This is a genomic window from Paenibacillus sp. D51F, assembly GCF_053345695.1.
This window is the reverse complement of record NZ_JBKFAO010000009.1, coordinates 168339-184865: the sequence shown is the minus strand read 5'-3', so window position 1 is coordinate 184865 and position 16527 is coordinate 168339. Positions and strand designations below refer to the sequence as shown.

Below are 16527 nucleotides of genomic sequence, written 5' to 3'. Positions count from 1 at the left end.
CGCCGCTAACCTTGTCCCGAAGGACAAGATCCGCTCGACTTGCATGTATTAGGCACGCCGCCAGCGTTCGTCCTGAGCCAGGATCAAACTCTCCATAAAGGTGTTTGACTTGCTCATTTATAACGTTGACTTGCTTCACTCGTTGTTCAGTTTTCAAAGAACAAATTCAGTTGCGATCGCCGGTACTGCTTGTCCGTTTTTCGCGTCCGTGCCGTGTATCTCTCGGCCGGAATTAGAATATACCATGCTTACGTTGATTTGCGCAACCCTTTTTCTAAAAAAAATCAAAAAAAGATGATATGACCTATATAAACCCGAACGGTCTGAAATTTCCCTTCTACTATATGCGTTCATTTATAGCTGTTTATTGTCCTTTCTGTTCCTCCTCTCCCTTTTGTTTCTTCAATCTTTGATCCCGTCACTCGCGATTAATTCGCATCCCCGTGCCCCTCCCCTTCTTTTAGAATCAACTCCTGCACCCGATCCTTTTACGTCAAAGCCCCGCACTTTCTTCCCATATTGAATACTGCTCTACTGCCTCACCCATTCTTTCTCCAGCACCTCTGACTTCACGAACGGCTTCCCGCAGCAGCTGTTGGTTGCATAAAAGACAAGCCTTCAAAAAAGGGCTTGCAAATTCGAGGTCTCAACATTAAAATAAATTTAACGTTAATTATTACTACATGTTCATAAAATTTGAATGGAGTGTTGACGATGAGCATCCCCGCCGTTGCAGCTGCAGCCCCAGCTCAAGGCATCAGAGGTTTAAGAAAGCATAAGCCCTTTTTATTTCTGCTGGCGGCCCGAGTCATTTCGCGTTTCGGAGACTCTCTCGACTCCATCGCCTACAGCTGGATGGTCTATATGCTGACCGGATCCAAACTCCTCATGGGTACCATCTTCGCCATCAATTTCATTCCAGGCATCGTCTTCAGCCTGTTCACGGGAGTCCTCGTCGACCGCTGGTCCAAAAAAACGGTCATCATCACCTCCTATGCAGCACGCGGGGCAATCGTAGCCTTGACCGCTCTTCTCTACTGGAAAGGCTGGCTTCAGCCTTGGCATTTGTTCATTTTCACCTTCATGAACTCCTCCTTCGAATGCTTTTCCAGCCCTGCTGAAATGTCGGTGGTTCCCCGGCTTCTGCCCAAAGAGCTGCTGCTGAGCGGCAACTCCCTAAGCGCTTCGTCCTCGCGGACTGCCGAGCTTGCCGGCGTAGCGGCGGCAGGCGCCCTGATTGCCGCCTTCGGCTTGTCAGGAGCCATCCTGATCGATGCCGGCACCTTTTTCACGGCTGCCGCGGTACTGGCATTCATGAGGATCTCTCCGATTGAAGATCGTCCTCCTGCAATTTCTTCCTCGGCGGCCGCATCCTCCGAAGCAACCTATTGGAGTCAGTTCAAGGAAGGCATGTCATTCGTGAGGTCCCATCGCCTGATCATGCTGACGATGCTCACCGCCGCCGTGCTCAATGTATGCCTCACCCCCCATAACGTCATGGAGACGGTATATGTCAAAGAAGTTCTGCATTCCGGTCCATCGGGCCAAAGCATCATGGGAATCGGATTCATGGGCGGCATGATCGTCAGCGGCTTGCTGATCAGCGCCTACGGCGCGCGTTTTCGCAAAAGCTCTCTCATCGTCTTCGGCTGTTTGCTGCTTGGCGCCAGCCAGGCGCTGTATATAATCCCATCTTTGATCCAATGGCAGCCGCTGGCCGTTGTCACCGTCTTTTCCATCATGGGCGGATTCGCGGTTCCCATGATCGGAACGCCCGTGTCCACCTATATGATGGAGGTGACTCCAAAAAACATGCTTGGCCGAATCGGCGCTCTTTCCGGGATGATCGGCTCCTCACTCATTCCGCTCGGTTCCGTGGTAACCGGCTTTGCCGGCCAGCATCTGCCCATTCAGACCCTCTATCTCCTTGCGGGCCTGATCATGATCATCCCTGGGCTGCTGCTTTTAACCGAAAAGAATTTCATGAAAATATAGTATAATAAGGAGAGCATGTACGAAGCAGCAGACAGGAGTGGCCCTTATCGAAACGAAGGTACTCAAGACGATCGAGGAGATCCGGATTTTTTCCGATCCATACCGGATGAAAATCATGAATTTCTTTCATAAATCCGACCATCCGGCAACGATCAAGGAAATTGCGGACCGAATGGGCGAAGTTCCGGCCAAAGTGTATTATCATGCCCGCAAGCTCGAAAGGATCGGCCTGCTGGAGCTGGTCGAGACGAAGCAAATCAACGGAATTACGGCAAAATTCTATAAAGCTTACGAAGGAACCGTCAATATCAGCCGGGACGAGGGGGATGACCAGTCCATTCAGGAAATCTTCCGTTCCGAATCCCAGAAGCTGGCTTCCAATATGTTCGACTCCGCGAAGGAGAAATATCTTGCGAGTTCTGAAAAGGGACGGAAAAGAACCGGCACTCTATCCAACTCGGACGTCTATCTGACCAAGGAAGAAGCCGAGGAATTCCTGAAGCTTGCCATCGATTTCGCGCAGGCCCACTCCAAGCGGACCCGAAACGAGCAAGCGGAGTACCATCTTTTCCTTTCCCTATCTGCGATGAGCGAAGAAGGACCGGAGAGCAGCTAAAGCCCCAGCTGAAAGCCAGGGACTACCGCATAGGCGGCAAGCTTCCTTCGTGAATAGACTGTATGTACCGCTTTACGCGAAGGATGAGGTAATGTGAAAATAGACCTGGGCTGCGGGACGATCAAGCATCCAGGATGCCACGGGATCGACAAGCTGTCCTATGATGGCGTCGATCTCATCCATGATTTCGATTCCCAGCTTCCGTTCTAGGATGGAACCGTCGGCTCATATCGCGCGAACCGCCGGTATCGTCAACTGCTCAATTAGCATGCCCCCGGTACTGGACGCGCCATCCGGTCTGTTACGTCGATCCGGACGGATACAAGCTTTCCGGCAGCCGGAATTGGTCCCTGATGGAAGAAGCCGTCGTCTTGCCGATAGAAGAAGAGGATGCCGGAGCAGGAAAATGCCGACTGCCCGGAATAAGCCCCTCCGCAGCAAGCGTGCCGGAAACCAGAAGCATCGTAAATGAAATGAAAGCCGTCATGATCGATTCCTGCGGCTTTTTCCGCCTTTCATACAGGGGACGACAGCATGATGCGCATCATGGACGTTCCTTGCCGGCCTTATACATCTATGCGACGATGGAAACAATCGCTTCATGAGCATGCAGATCGATAGGGGAGGAACAGCCGTGCAGGATATATTTGTCACATCGGACCATCATTTTGGACACAGGGAAATCATCGATTATGAATCCCGGCCGTTCGCCGATGCCGGGGAAATGGATGCCGTCATGATCCAACGCTGGAATGAGGCTGTCTCCGCAGGAGATACCGTCTACCATCTGGGCGACTTCTCCTTTGGCGGCTTGAGCAGAACCCGGGAAGTCGTCGGCGCCCTGAACGGGTACAAGCATCTGATCCTCGGCAACCACGACCGTGACCGGAGCCGCCAGTGGTGGCTTGAAGCCGGCTTCGACGAGGTGCACGAGCAGCCGATCGTATACCGCGGCTTCTATTTCCTCAGCCACGAGCCCATGTACATGAACCGCAGCATGCCTTATCTGAACGTGCACGGACATATCCATGGACAGAAATACGCCGGGCGGAGTTATTTCAACGTCTCGGTCGAGCATTGGGAATATCGTCCTGTTTCCTTCGCACAGGTGCTGGAATTCGTTTCTTCCGGAGAAGAGCAGCCCACATGAATGCGGACCTGCCTGATCGTTGCATCGGCAGCCCGGACAGCTTGACTCGCCTCCTCCCATTTTCGCCTTTAATGAAATAAAAAAGCTTCCCGGCCGCAATGGCCGGGAAGCTTTTTCTCCTTGGACGGGTCAGTCCATCCAAGCGTACAGACGATAGATCAGCACGGCTGCCTCGGCGCGTGTCGTCAGGCCTGCCGGATTCAGACTGCTGCCATCTCCCCTCAGCAATCCGGCCTTGACGAGCGCCGCAGCGGCCTCAGCCGCATACACCGCCAACAAGGAGCGGTCCGCATAACCGTCCAGCTCGGCCGCTGCCGCCGCCGGCACCGGCTTGCCTGCCAGCTTCAGGGCTCTGAATGCGAGCGACATCATTTCCTGCCTCGTAATCGGAGCCATGGGATCGAAGCTTCCATCCTCCCTGCCTGCCGCGATTCCAAGCGATTTGGCGACAGCTGCCTCCTCCTCATAGTATGAGCCCGCGGGGACATCCGCGAAGGATTCGACTGCTTCGCCGCTGAGGCCGAGCGCCCTCACGAGCATGACGACGAAGTCGGCACGGCGCACATTCGTGGATGGCGTGAACACTTCCGCTCCGGTTCCCGTGATGACGCCCTTGGCGGCCAGAGCGTCTATAGCTTCGGCGGCCCATGTCAGATGGGCCGTATCCTTGAATTTCTTGACCACATATTCAATCTGGAACTCCCCAAGCAGGGAAGTCTGGAACTCGACACTGCCTGAGCCCGCTCTGTAGCGGGCGGTCGGCACGGCTGCGGCGATTCCTCTTTCGTCCACCATCCGCACCGTTATGCGCTGCGGATGCGTAGACTCTTCCTCGCTTGCCAAGTACGGTAGCTTGACCCTTACCGCTTGCAGCTTGCCGTGCCACAGGAGAGATTTGCCGGCAGCCGAAAGGGTGATGCGTGCCCCGGCTTGGCTTGATGCGCCTTGAATCCGGGCCATTTCGAGCTGCACAGTTCCGGACGTGAGATCGCCATACCCTTTCAGCATTTTCGCCGGAAGCGTCACGATCCCGGCAGCCGTCCGAATCTCAAGCGCGGCTTTGCCGTCTGTAAGAGCGGCTGCCGGTATGGAGATTCGATACCCTTTCGCTCCCGACAAGGCGGGAACTTGAATCGAGATGACCGCCGCTCCCTGACTTGCAGCACGCTGCAGCTCATCGGCGTCAATGGAGGCAACAGCGATTCCCGATGCGGAATCGAGCACTGGAACGGCGGTTGTAATATCTGCGCCCGAAGGTGCCGCCGATGCAGATGGCGATGGCGACGGTGTCGGCCAGTATGGCAGCCAAGGCGTCTCGCTTGGCGTTGTCGACGGTGTCGCGCTTGGCGTTGTCGATGGTGATGCGCTTGGCGTCGCCGACGGCGTCGCGCTTGGCGTCGCCGACGGCGTCGTGCTTGGCGTGGCCGACGGCGTCGTGCTTGGCGTCGCCGACGGCGTCGCGCTTGGCGTCGCCGTCGGCGTCGTGCTTGGCGTGGCCGATGGCGACTCGCTTGGCTGCGGTTTGCCGGTCACATACGTGAATGCGGCCGTGAAGCTGCCCGGCAAGCCATTCTTGAAAGCGGCCGCGCGGATGACGGCGGTTCCGGATACGGCGATCGGACCGGCTGCCGCGATGCCGTTGTCAGGCGAAGGCAGCGAGCCGTCCAGCGTGTAGTACACCGTCGCGCCATCGGTCGAGCTCGCAAGCAGCAGCTCCTGCGGCGAGTCATACTTGCCGGCTTTCAGGGAAGCGGACGGAACCGCTGCCCGGCTGACCGCCGGCTGGTTCTCTTCGGTCGTCGGCTCCAGCCGGATCCAGTCGATGTTGAAGCCGTCTCCTTGATCCAGCACGCCGATTTCCTGCACGCCCCCGTTCAGGGAGACGATATGGGAGACGGTCTTGTACGCGCCCCAATCGCCTGTGGAAGGCAGGGCCGCGGTGCCTTTCAGCTCGCCGTCCGCGAACAGGGCTGCGGATACTCCTCCTTGCTTCGTCGCGTAGCGGTAGGTAGCCTTGTAGTTGCCGTCCTGCGGGACGTCCACCCGATAACGCAGCAAATTGCCCGCATTCGTGTAGCCCACGTTGGCCGTTCCGGCTGCTTTATTCGTCTCGATGGCATTGCGTCCGGAATCGAAGTAGCTCTCCGCTTCGATGGTCAGAATGCCGCCAGCGTCCGCAGCGAAGGTCCGGATCGGCTCAATGGCCAGAGCTCCGATCTCGAAGCCCTCCACGTTCGCGGCAAGGCGCAGCGTGACTTCACCTTTCGGCAACGCGGCCGTCTTGCGGCTCTTGACCCAATTGCCGTAAATCTGCGGGACGTCGTACGACGCAAGAACAGCATCTCCGACCTTGAGATCGAACGCGCCCATGCCACCGGCTTGAGAACTCATTTCAAGCGTGAAGGTGTAGCTTCCCGATTCCGGGACATTCAGCTTGTAGTCGATCCAGTCGCCGGCCTTGATGCCGGTCAGCTTATGGCCGTCCGCCGCTCCGCCCGCGCCTTCGGAAGGGCCGCTCATGGCGGCGTAATCAAGCGCGGTTGCGGTGCCCGGAACCGGGATAAGCGGCGGGTTGTCCTTGCGGACGATGCGCGGCCCGATCTCGATCCAGTCCAGCGATACATCCGTTCCGCCAACGGTCAGGCGGAGCGAGTGCGCCCCTTTGGACAACGGAATGGCCGAGGTCATTGTCGTCCATTCATCGGACGCGGCAAGCGAATCCTGTTGGACAGTTCCTCCTCCGTCCAGCTTCCAGGAAGCTTCGGCGGCCGAGCTTCCTCCACCGGTCCGATAACGGTAGGTCAGCAGATAAGCGCCGTCCTCCGGCACGCTGACCCGGTAGTCCAGCCAGCTGCCCGGAACGGTGCCGGCCGCTCCATTCTCGATGAGGATGCCGGAGGACTCGTCCGCCTGCTCGGCTTGAATCCGCTTCGGCAGGGCGGCGGCGCTATCGCTGGCCGTCGTCAATCGAATGTCGCGCAAGCTGTATCCGGTTCCCTCCGCCGTCACGCTCAGAGCGTGCTCGCCGGCCGGCAGCGCCAGCTTCACCCGCGCATAGCCGAACGGATTCGGCCCTGCGTAAGTATCGCGCGTCACCGTCAGGTTCCCGACGTCTGAGCCGTCGATCGCGATCGCCGCTGAAGCGCCGGAAGGCTGCCCGGCATAACCGAGATCCAGGAAGTAACTGCCGGCCTTCTTGACCGTCAGGCCGTACGTGAAGGAAGCCGGCTCGGAAGCCCCGCCTTCATTGAGGCCATATACGGCGCCTGTAACCGTATCGGTCTGGTAGACGCCTCGTGCGCTGTCAAAGTCCGCCGCGCGGAAGCTGCCCGGGGCCGTCCGGCCCAGCTCGGGACGAATCCACGAGAACGTGGTGACCGCCTTGGCCGGAACGACCGCAGAAATTTGCGTGCCGTCGCTCATGAGCTTTATCGGCTGGTCCTTGTCGGTCTGGTTGATGGCGACGGTTACGACCTTGCGTCCGTCCGGACTGACAAAGGCCACATTCGTCACGGTGTCGGAAGAGCCGTAATCGCTCTCGATCCGCTTGTAGCCCGGGAGCACGAATTTGGAGAATTGGCCCATCAGGTACGTCTCCGGCGCGATCCAGTAGTTGTCGCGGTCCGAGGAATCCTGGATGACCGGAGTCGGATCCGGCGTGCCGACCCATTGATGGGACTTGATGTCGCTGTCGAGCATGACGACCCAGGAATTGTAGCTGCGCGCCCAATTGCGGAAGTACTGGGCGATGCGGTCGGCTCCCTTCGTGCCCCAGACCGCGCGTTCGGTCAAGTAGACGTTTTTGTCCGGGAACAGGTCATGCAGCTTGGTCATCTCGCTCAGCTCTCCGCCGTAATCGTGGAAAGCCGTTCCGTCCACAGCCGCGTATGCGGCCTTGTCGCGCAGAAGCTGGGCCGGATAAGCCATCGTGTCGCCCGGATTATGGTCGAACGTGAGCAGGCCGACCTGTCCGAAGCCCGCCGCATCCAGCTTCTGGCGAAGCAGCACCATCAGCCTGGCCTGCTGCTGCCAAGGCATTTTCGTACTCGGATAATCGATCTCCAGCAGAGGCTCGTTCTGCACGGTCAGCATTTCCATCGGAATGCCCTCCGCTTGGTAGGCCTGCACGAACTTCACGAGATAGTCCGCATAGACCGGCAGATACTCCTCCTTGATTTCTCCGCGGATCATGCTGTCCGTCGTTTTCATCCAGCCCGGAGCGCTCCACGGAGAAGCGAAGAATTTCACGTCCGGGTTGATCGCCTGGATTTCCTTCAGCGTGGAAATGATGTGCAGGTCGCGGTCCTTCTGAATCGAGAAATGCTCCAGGCCCGGATCCGTCTGTCCCGCCGGCATGTCATCATAGGTGTAGAACGGCTGCCCGGTAAAATCGGCCGTGCCGATCGTCACGCGGACAAGGCTCATGCCAGCGCCTTCCGCCGGATCGAACAGCTTGCCCAGCAGCTCCTTGCGCTTATCCGCCGACATCTTGGCGAGGTTGCCGACCGTCGATTCCTCCATCGACGAGCCGATGCCGACCATCGATTGATAAGTCACATCCGGATCGAGCGAAATGACCGTTCCAGCGGCCTCGTTCGGCCGGACGATATCGAGAGGCTGCTGCTGCTCCAGCTTTTTGTCCTCCGGCTTGGAACGGTCCGCGAAATACCACTGGATATTGCCGGGATCGCGTTCGCTGGTCGTCCAGCTCTGCACCGCGTCCGCCTGAATCACCTCCGGTACCGTACCGTCTCCCGGATCCCCGGTGCCGGGCTGGCCCTCATCAGCCGGCGCGTCTCCTGTGCGAGTGAACTTCAGCCAATTGAGATTCATGCTCCCTCCGGTGAACAGGACGCGCAGGCTCTGCCTGCCTTCGGCGGCTATCGGAACGCCATGCATGACGGCCGTCCCCCAATCCTGGTAGCTGTTGATTTTCGGCAGCTTCACGGAGCCTAGCTCCTTGGCGGTTCCGTCCAGAATCTTGACGCCCGATGAATCTCCCCAAGAGGCGTAGCGCACCTCGACGTCGTACAGGCCGCTTTGCGCGTGGACGTCGTATTGGAGCCAGTCGCCGGCATCGATATAACCGACGTTCTTGCCTCCTCCTTCATCCTGGGTATTCTCCGTCTGCACCGCTCCCGGCGCGCTCATCGCGCTGTAATCCTCCGCCTGCACGATGCCCGGAACCGGAATGCTCGTGTCCGGCTGGGCCGGGGGCTGGGGCAGATCATCCGGAGTCGGCTGCGACTTGGTCAAGCCGTAACCCGTCTTGAACAGGAACTGCCCGGGATCGTCGACATGATCGTAGGCGCTCAGGCTGAAAGGCCATTTCAGCGGCAGCTTGCCCGTAAAGTCCTTGTCTCCGAGAAGAACGTCCGCGACTCCATCGCCCTCCGTGCCAGGGAGCCAGGCGGCTATAAGCCCCTGGATGTCCTTCAGCTGGTCGCCGATCGTCATCGGACGGCCCGACACGAGCACGAGTACGATCGGCAGCTCCGGATCGGCAGCCCGAACGTTGGCCAGCGTGGCCAGATCCTCCGTATTCAGGTTCAGGTTGGACGTATCCCCGTCCGATTCGGCATACGGCATCTCGCCGACAACGACGATGGCCGCGTCATGGCCTTTGGCGCCGCGGCCATGCTCGTTATAGGTCACCTTCTTGCCGCTGGACTCGGCCGCCTTCTGCAAGCCTTGCAGAATCGTCGTGCCTTTGGTGATCGTTCCGGCGCTGCCCTGCCATGTGATCGACCAGCCTCCTGCCTGCCTGCCGATATCGCTCGCCGCCTTGCCGGCAACGAAAATATCCTTCATTCCGGACAGCTGGGACAAGATCGGCGACTCGGAGCCGTCCTCGCTTGGGACGACATCGTTCTTGAGCAGCACAAGCGACTTCGCCACCGCTTCGCGAGCGACCGCCCGGCTCTGTACCGAGCCGAATGCGGCCTGTTGATCCGGGTCGGACTTCGGATGCTCGAAGACGCCGGAATCGAACTTCACCGTCAGGATCCGCGACACGGCGTCATCGATCCGAGCCTGTGAGATTCCGCCTTCCTCGGCCAGCTGCTTGAGGTCGGTCACGACCTCCTTCCATTTGTCCGGCTCCATGATCATGTCGACGCCCGCGTTGACGGCCGTCTTGACCTGCGCCTTCAAGCCGCTGACGGCGTTGCCCTGCCAGTCCTTCGTAATCTGGTCGATGGCGTTGTAGTCGGAGACGACGAAGCCCTTGAACCCGAGCTCTCCCTTGAGCTTATCCTGCAGAAGCCGCTGGTTGGCGTGCATCTTGAGGCCCTGAATGCTGTGGTACGAAGCCATCACCGTGCCGACGCCCGCTTGGACGGCAGCTTCGTACACCTGCTTTTCGAGCTCCCAGATCTGTTCCTCCGTGTACCCCGTCACATTGCCCTGGTTGGAGCCGTTGTCGGTATAGCCCTCTCCGATAAAATGCTTCGCCGTAGCGACGACCTTGTCCGGCTGCTTCAAATCCTCGGGCTTCCCTCCCTGCAGCCCCTTGATGTAAGCCGCTCCAAGCTCGGCCGCAACGGCTGGATCGTCGCCGAAGCCTTCGTAGGTTCGGCCCCAGCGGATATTTTGGACGTCGGCGAGCGTCGGCGCGAACGTCCAGTTGATGCCGGTGGCGCGGATTTCCGCCGCAGCCGCAGCGCCAACCTGTTCCGCCAGCTCGGCGTTATGCGTTGCCGCCAGGCCGATATTATGAGGAAACAGAGTGGCATCCTTGACGTTGTTATGGCCATGCACGCCGTCGACACCGTACAGGATCGGAATGCCGAGACGCGTCGACAGAGCGCCGTCCTGGTAGCCGTTGTACAGCTTGGTCCACTGCTCAAGCGTGCTGTCGGCCAGCTTGCCGTTCGGGAACGAGCCGCCGCCGCTGAGCACCGAGCCGAGCCCGTAGGCCAGTACATCCTCCGGAGTGACGGATGCCCGTTCCGCCTGGACCATCTGGCCGACCTTCTCGTCCAGCGTCATCCGGCCGAGCAGATCCGCGACCCGCTCCGATGTCTCTTTGGAAGGATTGAAATAAGCCGGCAGCGACGCCGGATCTGCCGGCGCGGCGGCGGCATGAAGCGGCAGCAGGCCGAGCAACAGCGATCCGGCTGTCGCTCCAGCCAGCCACCGTACCGCCTGGCGGCGGACGGACGGGAATCGGCGGCTGTACCGCCCGTTCCTGGAATCATCGGCCTGGTTTCTTTTCATTGTTGACATGAATGGCTTGAACCTCCCTGTAAGCTGAATAAGGCCAAAATGTTATCGATTACATTTTGCGGAATGAATCCGATTTACTTTACCGCCTTGCTTCTCCTTCGCCATCCAAACAGCCCCGCAAATTACGTAAGCGTTTCCATTTCGAAGCAGCAAGCTTGTCTCTGCAGGACCAGCGCCATCCCATCAAACGAGGCGATAGCAGCCATGCGATAAAGACGGCTCAAGCGATCAGGGCTGTCCCGCGAAGAAGAGCAAAAGCAGCAAGTATCCCTTTCACTATAGAGTCGCGGCGAATAAGAAGGCAAGGGACCAAACTCCCGGAATGCAGACCATTCAACATTCGGCAGCGGCGTTTCATTTGCTATGTTTGGCAGGTCTTTTGCCTCTATCCGATATGAATTCGATTACGTCCAGTCGTGCCGATGTCCTGTCCTCTTGTCGAAAGGAAGAGCCTCGGAACTATGCGTACGCCTGTCGAACCTTCAGCCGGTGTCCGACGGAAGCCCTGCTCTTTGTCGAAATCCTCTTTACGGGCGGCAATGAAATCTCATAGGCAAGAAACACACCTATCGGCATGGCCATCCTCACCGAGGGCCGGACTTCGCCCTCTGTGCCATCCCTGTTATACTTGGTGCGAGCGATTGGAGCGGCATGCCTCCTGTCGGACAGGCAGCCCACGGTCCAAGCGGGGCGGCGCTGTACGCTTTGCCCGGTTGCAGGCTCCAGCCCGGAAGCAGGCGGAATTCGCCCGCCGCGCCGTCTCTGCTGCCCGGAACGTACGAAGCCCGCTTGGACGCTTCGCCATGGCAGGTGAGCAGCAGCATGCGTCCGGCGAATAGATCGCATCCAGGATCGGCGGCAAGCTCGACCCGGATCAGATCCGGCTCGATCAAGCGGACTCCTTTGATCTTGAGCGCTTGCCAGGTACTCCCCGCGAATTCGTCCCGGCCGATCCGCCCCCAATCCATATCCGCTGAATAGAGCTGTCCCGGAGTGAACGCATACCCTTCGGGCAGGCGGAACTGCGGAGCCTGCACGCCGTCTTGGAGCTGTGTCCTCTCCACATATCCGGCAAGGAGCGGCAAGCCTCCTTCGGGGCACACCCGCACCGTCTTTCCTTCCAAAGGCGGAACGATCTGATAGTGCCTGCTGCCGCTCACGTTGTCCGGATTCAGCTTCAGCTGCGGGACCGAGGAGTCCGTCCCGGCTTCTTCCGCGCAGACCATCCCGCAATCGGCGACGCCGTCGGCGAGCAGCGACACCACCTCAATCGTGTCGTACGAGATCTGCCGCACATATCGGAAGAACAGGCGGTCTACGCCTGCTTTGAAGCCAAGCTTGTCGCCGCCCCGATAGGAGAGCGTATAACGCTTGCCCGGCTGCTGCAGGGCAGTCGGGACGATGTAGCAGGCCTTCGTTCCCGCCTTCAGCCGGGGCGATCCGGACAGCTCCAGATCGCTTGTAAGCTTAAACGAGGCCCTCGCCGTCTCCGCCTCGAGCTCCTCGTCCGCAAGCGGCCTGCTGAATATGACCTGGATCGAGATGGGACTCAGCGCATCAACCTGCAGCAGCTCCTTCGGAAGGAACTTGGCCAGCGGCTTCGGCACGGACTTGGTCTTGGCTCCCGGCTCTCCCTTGCCCGCCTTCGGACCGGAGCTCCAGGACCTGCCGAAGAGGCCTCGGCAATCGAAGCCGGCAGGCAAGCCGAATGGAATAGTCGCCGTCAACGCCAAGCCGGCTCCTTGCTGCCGAAGCAGCCGGAAACGTTCAGGGAACGGTTCCACAGGGAAATGTTCGGACACGCCGTCAGCAGAAAACGGTTCATGCACAGGCTCTCACTCCATCTCGATATTTTGACATATGCCTACTTTATGCTTTTGCGGGATTGTTGGTGAGATGGCTTCACGATGGATTTGAAAGGGGACCTGATCATATGAAGGAGAATTGGGAACGAGGAGAAACGCCGCCGGAGCCCGAGCCGCACATCATCCGCGAGCTCGCTGCAGCCGCCTTGCCGGAGCTGCGGCATTGCACGCCTCAGCGCACCGGAGCCGGGCTCAGCAACCTCGTGTACAAACTGGATTCGGGAGGGCATTCCTACGCCCTGAGAATCTACAGGCAGGGTGAGGTTGTCGCGCGCAAGGAAGCGTCCATTTCCCGCTTGCTCGCCGGAAGCCTTCCGTTGCCCCGCCTCCTGGCATCCGACTGGAGCGGCTCGCTCTATCCTGCTCCCTGGGCGATCATGGAATGGATGCCTGGCGTGCTGCTCGCGGAAGAGCTCCGCTCCTGCAGCATCGAGGCCAAGACGGAATGGCATCGTGCAGCCGGCCATACGCTGGCGGCCATCCATGACATCCGGTTCAAGGAAGCCGGCTTCCTGGACGGGGAGCTTGCGGTCAGCGAGCCGCTCGCGTTGAGCGGAGAGGGCTGGCGAGGATTCATCGCGCATTGTCTGGAGACGGCAGCAGGAAATCTGCTGGGAACGGAAACGACGCGGAGGCTTGAGCATTTCGGCATCAGCTTCTCGCCTCTTCTCGACCGGCATGCCATGCAACCCGTACTCGTCCATTCCGACTACAACGCATTGAACGTGCTTGGCGTTCGGACAGGCGGCCGCCGCCAGCTGTCGGCCGTCCTGGACTGGGAATTCGCCTATGCAGGCAGCGCCATGGCGGACATCGGCAACTGGCTCCGCTACGAGCCTCGCGGCACCGCGGCCGAGGAAGCCTTCGCCGCCGGCTACCGGTCAGGCGGAGGCTTCCTGCCGGAGCGGTGGAGAGAGCTGGCGCTGCTGGAGGATATGGTGGCGCTATGCGACTTGCTGAGCCGCTCCGGGGAGCATGCTCCCATCCGCACGGCGGATCTGCGGCGGCTGATCGGCTTCACGATGGACCGGGCCGAAGAAGAGCGGCAGGTCTGATCTAGGCCGTCCGTTCGCCGGCATCCTGACAGTCGGCTCGCCCCTCCAAAAAAAAACGCTCCGCAGCGGAAGGAATCCTCCTTCCGTCTGCGGAGCGTTTTCGTTCTTAAAGCGGATGGAACTCGACCTGGTCGACCATCGGGCGCACCGCAGCGTCCTTCATCAAATCCTCCAGATGGCGGACATGGAAGTTGCTGACGCCAATCGCCTTCACTCGGCCGTCCTTGTACAGCGTGCGTCTCGAGAAGCTCAAACCGTCTGCCTTTTGGCAGGCATCGCTTCGACCTTCAAGCTTTTCTTCTCCAAAAGCAGGCTCCATGCGGTCAAGACGACTGCGGCTGCCACCATGATGGCTCCCGTCCACGTTGTATGGATCAACCCCATATGGTCGGTCACCATGCCGCCAAGCCATGCTCCCAGCGCGATGCCGCCGTTGAATGCGGCGATGTTGACGGCCGAAGCGACATCGACCGCCTTGGGCGCGTAACGTTCCGCCAGCTGCACGACATGGAGCTGGAGTCCCGGCACGTTCATGAAGGCGAACAGCCCCATCGCGAACACCGCGATCAGTCCGGCTGTCTTATGCGGCAGCGCCGCCATCATGACCACAAGAATGACCGCCTGCACGGCGAACATGACGAGCAGGGCCGGCAGCGGCCTGCGGTTGGCCGCTTTTCCCCCGATGAGATTTCCGATTGCGATCGCGATTCCGTACAGAAGCAGGATCAGCGCCGCTGCGGATTCCTTGAATCCGGTTATCTCGTGGAGCAATGGGGATAAATAAGTGAAGACGACAAACGTTCCTCCATAACCGAGCGCCGTGATGAGGAAGGCCAGCACAAGCCTGCCGCTGGTCAATAGCTTGACCTGTTCCTTCAGCGGCGTCCTTTCTCCCTGACGCAAACCTTGACCGGGAACTAGCGCCCATGCCGCTGCGAGAGCGATAATCCCGATGATCACAATGCCGATGAAAGCGGAGCGCCATCCCAGCTGCTGCCCGATGAAGGTTCCGAGCGGAACTCCCGTCACCGTCGCGACAGTAAGACCCGTGAACATAGCCGCGATCGCGCTGGCACGCCTGTCCTCCGGAACCAGATCGGCGGCGATCGTCGAACCGATCGACATGAACACGCCATGCGCGAGCGCCGACAGAACCCGGGCCGCGAGCAGCATGCCGAAGCCGGTCGAGAAGGCGGCCAGGCTGTTGCCGGCGATGAAGACCAGCATGATGGCGATCAACAGCGTCTTGCGGGGAATGGACGAGGTCAGCGATGTCAGCACCGGGGCGCCGAACATGACCCCGAGCGCGTACAGCGTCACGGTCAGTCCAGCCATCGTGACCGGTATGTCCAAATCTCCGGAGATCAGCGGCAGCAGTCCTACGCTGATGAATTCCGTCGTTCCAATGGCAAAGGCGCTGATTGCAAGTGACAGCAGCGCCAGCGTATTTTTTCTCGAGCTTAATGATTGCACTTGAATTCAGCCCCTTTATGTTATCTCTTGCCGGTAGATGTTATTATGGAACTGTTACAACAAATTTAACAGAACGCACTTTCAAGTACCATAGCCACTTTTTAGTTCCTTTTGCGATGCAAGGAGAGTGAAACCGCAACCATGAAAAAATACAATATCGCTGTCGAAGCGACGCTTGACGTCATTGGGGGCAAATGGAAGACCGTGATCCTATGCCATCTGACGAATGGCAAGAAGCGGACCTGCGACTTCCGCCAGCTCATGCCGGACATTTCGCAGAAGATGCTGACCCAGCAGCTGCGCGAGCTCGAGCAGGACGGCATCGTGAACCGCATCAGCTACAACCAGGTGCCGCCGAAGGTGGAATACGAGCTGACCGACTATGGCGAATCCCTTCAATCCATTCTGACCTCGCTATGCGAATGGGGCGATCGGCATCTGGAGAAGACGTACGGCAACCGGTTCGAGGCGCTGGAGGAAAACGTCCTGAATCCGCGATGAACCCGGCAATGACCGTTCCGATAAGACATTTCATCTAAATAGAAAAAGGCCGGAGCCGCAAACCTTCTGCGTGCTCCAGCCTTTTTCTGTTGTTCAATCCGCCAGCCGCTCTTCCTCCGCGATGCTCTGGATGCTCTCCGCCGTAATCGTGAACAGGGGATAGTCTTCGTCCTGCTGCTTCCGCAGCGCCCGTTCCTTGAAATACTTCGGACTGCCCTCTCCCATCTCCTCGTCGTAGAACAGCAGCATGGCGTCGGTCTTGCGCAGCAGCAGGCTGTCGCGGGCGGTCAGCTGCCATACGCCCTCATAGGGCTGCTTGCTGACGCTGACATGATGATCGACCTGCCGCAAAATGCCTTCATAATAGGCTTTGCGGTCTTCCTTCCACTTCTCGTCGGGATTGGCGTACGCCGTCATGATCGATATCTTGAGCTGCGGGTAGTCCCGCTTGAGAGCGATCGCGGCCTCGCAGGCCCACAGATCGAAGCCATAGCCCCCCGGCGAGATGATCCATTCCAGTCCGTCCTCCAATAAAGGAACGAGACGGTTCTCAACCGCCTTGCGGATGAACGGAATCGCTTCGTGCTTTTGCGAGAAAATGTTCAGCTCATGCGCCCTGTACCCGGTCACGAGCAGATTGGCGAT

General features: G+C 59.1%; 10 protein-coding genes, 1 rRNA gene and 1 pseudogene. 6 read left to right on the top strand and 6 right to left on the bottom strand.

The window, feature by feature from the left end; all coding sequences use genetic code 11:
- Nucleotides 1-99: ribosomal RNA gene (locus tag ACLBWT_RS17450) — 16S ribosomal RNA — on the bottom strand; the annotation flags it as partial.
- Between the two features lie 615 nt (nucleotides 100-714).
- Between ACLBWT_RS17450 and ACLBWT_RS17445 the strand changes: the two genes are divergently transcribed.
- The 4 genes from ACLBWT_RS17445 to ACLBWT_RS17430 all read left to right on the top strand — a co-directional run bounded on the left by ACLBWT_RS17445 (nucleotide 715) and on the right by ACLBWT_RS17430 (nucleotide 3761).
- Nucleotides 715-1995, top strand: a complete 1281-nt coding sequence (locus tag ACLBWT_RS17445; protein ID WP_447664405.1) for an MFS transporter — start codon at nucleotides 715-717, stop codon at nucleotides 1993-1995.
- Nucleotides 1996-2032: 37 nt separating this feature from the next.
- Entirely contained in the window at nucleotides 2033-2611 is a 579-nt protein-coding gene (locus ACLBWT_RS17440) for a helix-turn-helix domain-containing protein (protein WP_447664404.1), read from the top strand.
- A 353-nt stretch (nucleotides 2612-2964) separates the two neighbouring features.
- A complete protein-coding gene (locus ACLBWT_RS17435) occupies nucleotides 2965-3216 on the top strand; it encodes a hypothetical protein (RefSeq protein WP_447664403.1) in 252 nt (83 codons plus the stop codon).
- Nucleotides 3217-3245: 29 nt separating this feature from the next.
- The gene (locus ACLBWT_RS17430; RefSeq protein WP_447664402.1) at nucleotides 3246-3761 is read left to right on the top strand and encodes a metallophosphoesterase; all 516 of its coding nucleotides are present in this window, start codon (nucleotides 3246-3248) and stop codon (nucleotides 3759-3761) included.
- Nucleotides 3762-3890: 129 nt separating this feature from the next.
- Here ACLBWT_RS17430 and ACLBWT_RS17425 read toward each other — a convergent pair whose 3' ends face one another.
- Together ACLBWT_RS17425 and ACLBWT_RS17420 are read right to left on the bottom strand one after the other, a co-directional pair.
- Nucleotides 3891-10988, bottom strand: a complete 7098-nt coding sequence (locus ACLBWT_RS17425) for a glycoside hydrolase family 3 N-terminal domain-containing protein (RefSeq protein WP_447664401.1) — start codon at nucleotides 10986-10988, stop codon at nucleotides 3891-3893.
- 584 nt (nucleotides 10989-11572) lie between these two features.
- Nucleotides 11573-12715: a hypothetical protein gene (locus tag ACLBWT_RS17420; RefSeq protein ID WP_447664400.1), complete on the bottom strand. Its 1143-nt coding sequence runs from the start codon at nucleotides 12713-12715 to the stop codon at nucleotides 11573-11575.
- A 206-nt stretch (nucleotides 12716-12921) separates the two neighbouring features.
- Between ACLBWT_RS17420 and ACLBWT_RS17415 the strand changes: the two genes are divergently transcribed.
- Nucleotides 12922-13908 carry a phosphotransferase family protein gene (locus tag ACLBWT_RS17415; protein ID WP_447664399.1) on the top strand — a complete coding sequence of 329 codons (987 nt, stop codon included), beginning with the start codon at nucleotides 12922-12924 and terminating at the stop codon, nucleotides 13906-13908.
- 112 nt (nucleotides 13909-14020) lie between these two features.
- Here ACLBWT_RS17415 and ACLBWT_RS17410 read toward each other — a convergent pair.
- A pseudogene (locus ACLBWT_RS17410) lies at nucleotides 14021-14143 on the bottom strand (aldo/keto reductase); the annotation flags it as partial.
- Between the two features lie 14 nt (nucleotides 14144-14157).
- Nucleotides 14158-15381, bottom strand: coding sequence for an MFS transporter (locus ACLBWT_RS17405; RefSeq protein ID WP_447664398.1), 1224 nt, complete (start codon nucleotides 15379-15381; stop codon nucleotides 14158-14160).
- 141 nt (nucleotides 15382-15522) lie between these two features.
- On the opposite strand from ACLBWT_RS17405, the gene ACLBWT_RS17400 reads away from it, so the two are divergent.
- Entirely contained in the window at nucleotides 15523-15882 is a 360-nt protein-coding gene (locus ACLBWT_RS17400; RefSeq protein WP_447664397.1) for a winged helix-turn-helix transcriptional regulator, read from the top strand.
- A gap of 93 nt (nucleotides 15883-15975) precedes the next feature.
- Here ACLBWT_RS17400 and ACLBWT_RS17395 read toward each other — a convergent pair whose 3' ends face one another.
- On the bottom strand, nucleotides 15976-16527 hold the full coding sequence (locus ACLBWT_RS17395) for a DUF1273 domain-containing protein (RefSeq protein WP_447664414.1): 552 nt from the start codon (nucleotides 16525-16527) through the stop codon (nucleotides 15976-15978).

Bases quoted from the DNA above. Each gene is read 5' to 3' on its own strand.
- ACLBWT_RS17445 (WP_447664405.1), top strand. From the start codon at position 715: ATGAGCATCCCCGCCGTTGCAGCTGCAGCCCCAGCTCAAGGCATCAGA.
- ACLBWT_RS17435 (WP_447664403.1), top strand. From the start codon at position 2,965: ATGGAAGAAGCCGTCGTCTTGCCGATAGAAGAAGAGGATGCCGGAGCA.
- ACLBWT_RS17425 (WP_447664401.1), bottom strand. From the start codon at position 10,988: ATGTCAACAATGAAAAGAAACCAGGCCGATGATTCCAGGAACGGGCGG.
- ACLBWT_RS17415 (WP_447664399.1), top strand. From the start codon at position 12,922: ATGAAGGAGAATTGGGAACGAGGAGAAACGCCGCCGGAGCCCGAGCCG.
- ACLBWT_RS17400 (WP_447664397.1), top strand. From the start codon at position 15,523: ATGAAAAAATACAATATCGCTGTCGAAGCGACGCTTGACGTCATTGGG.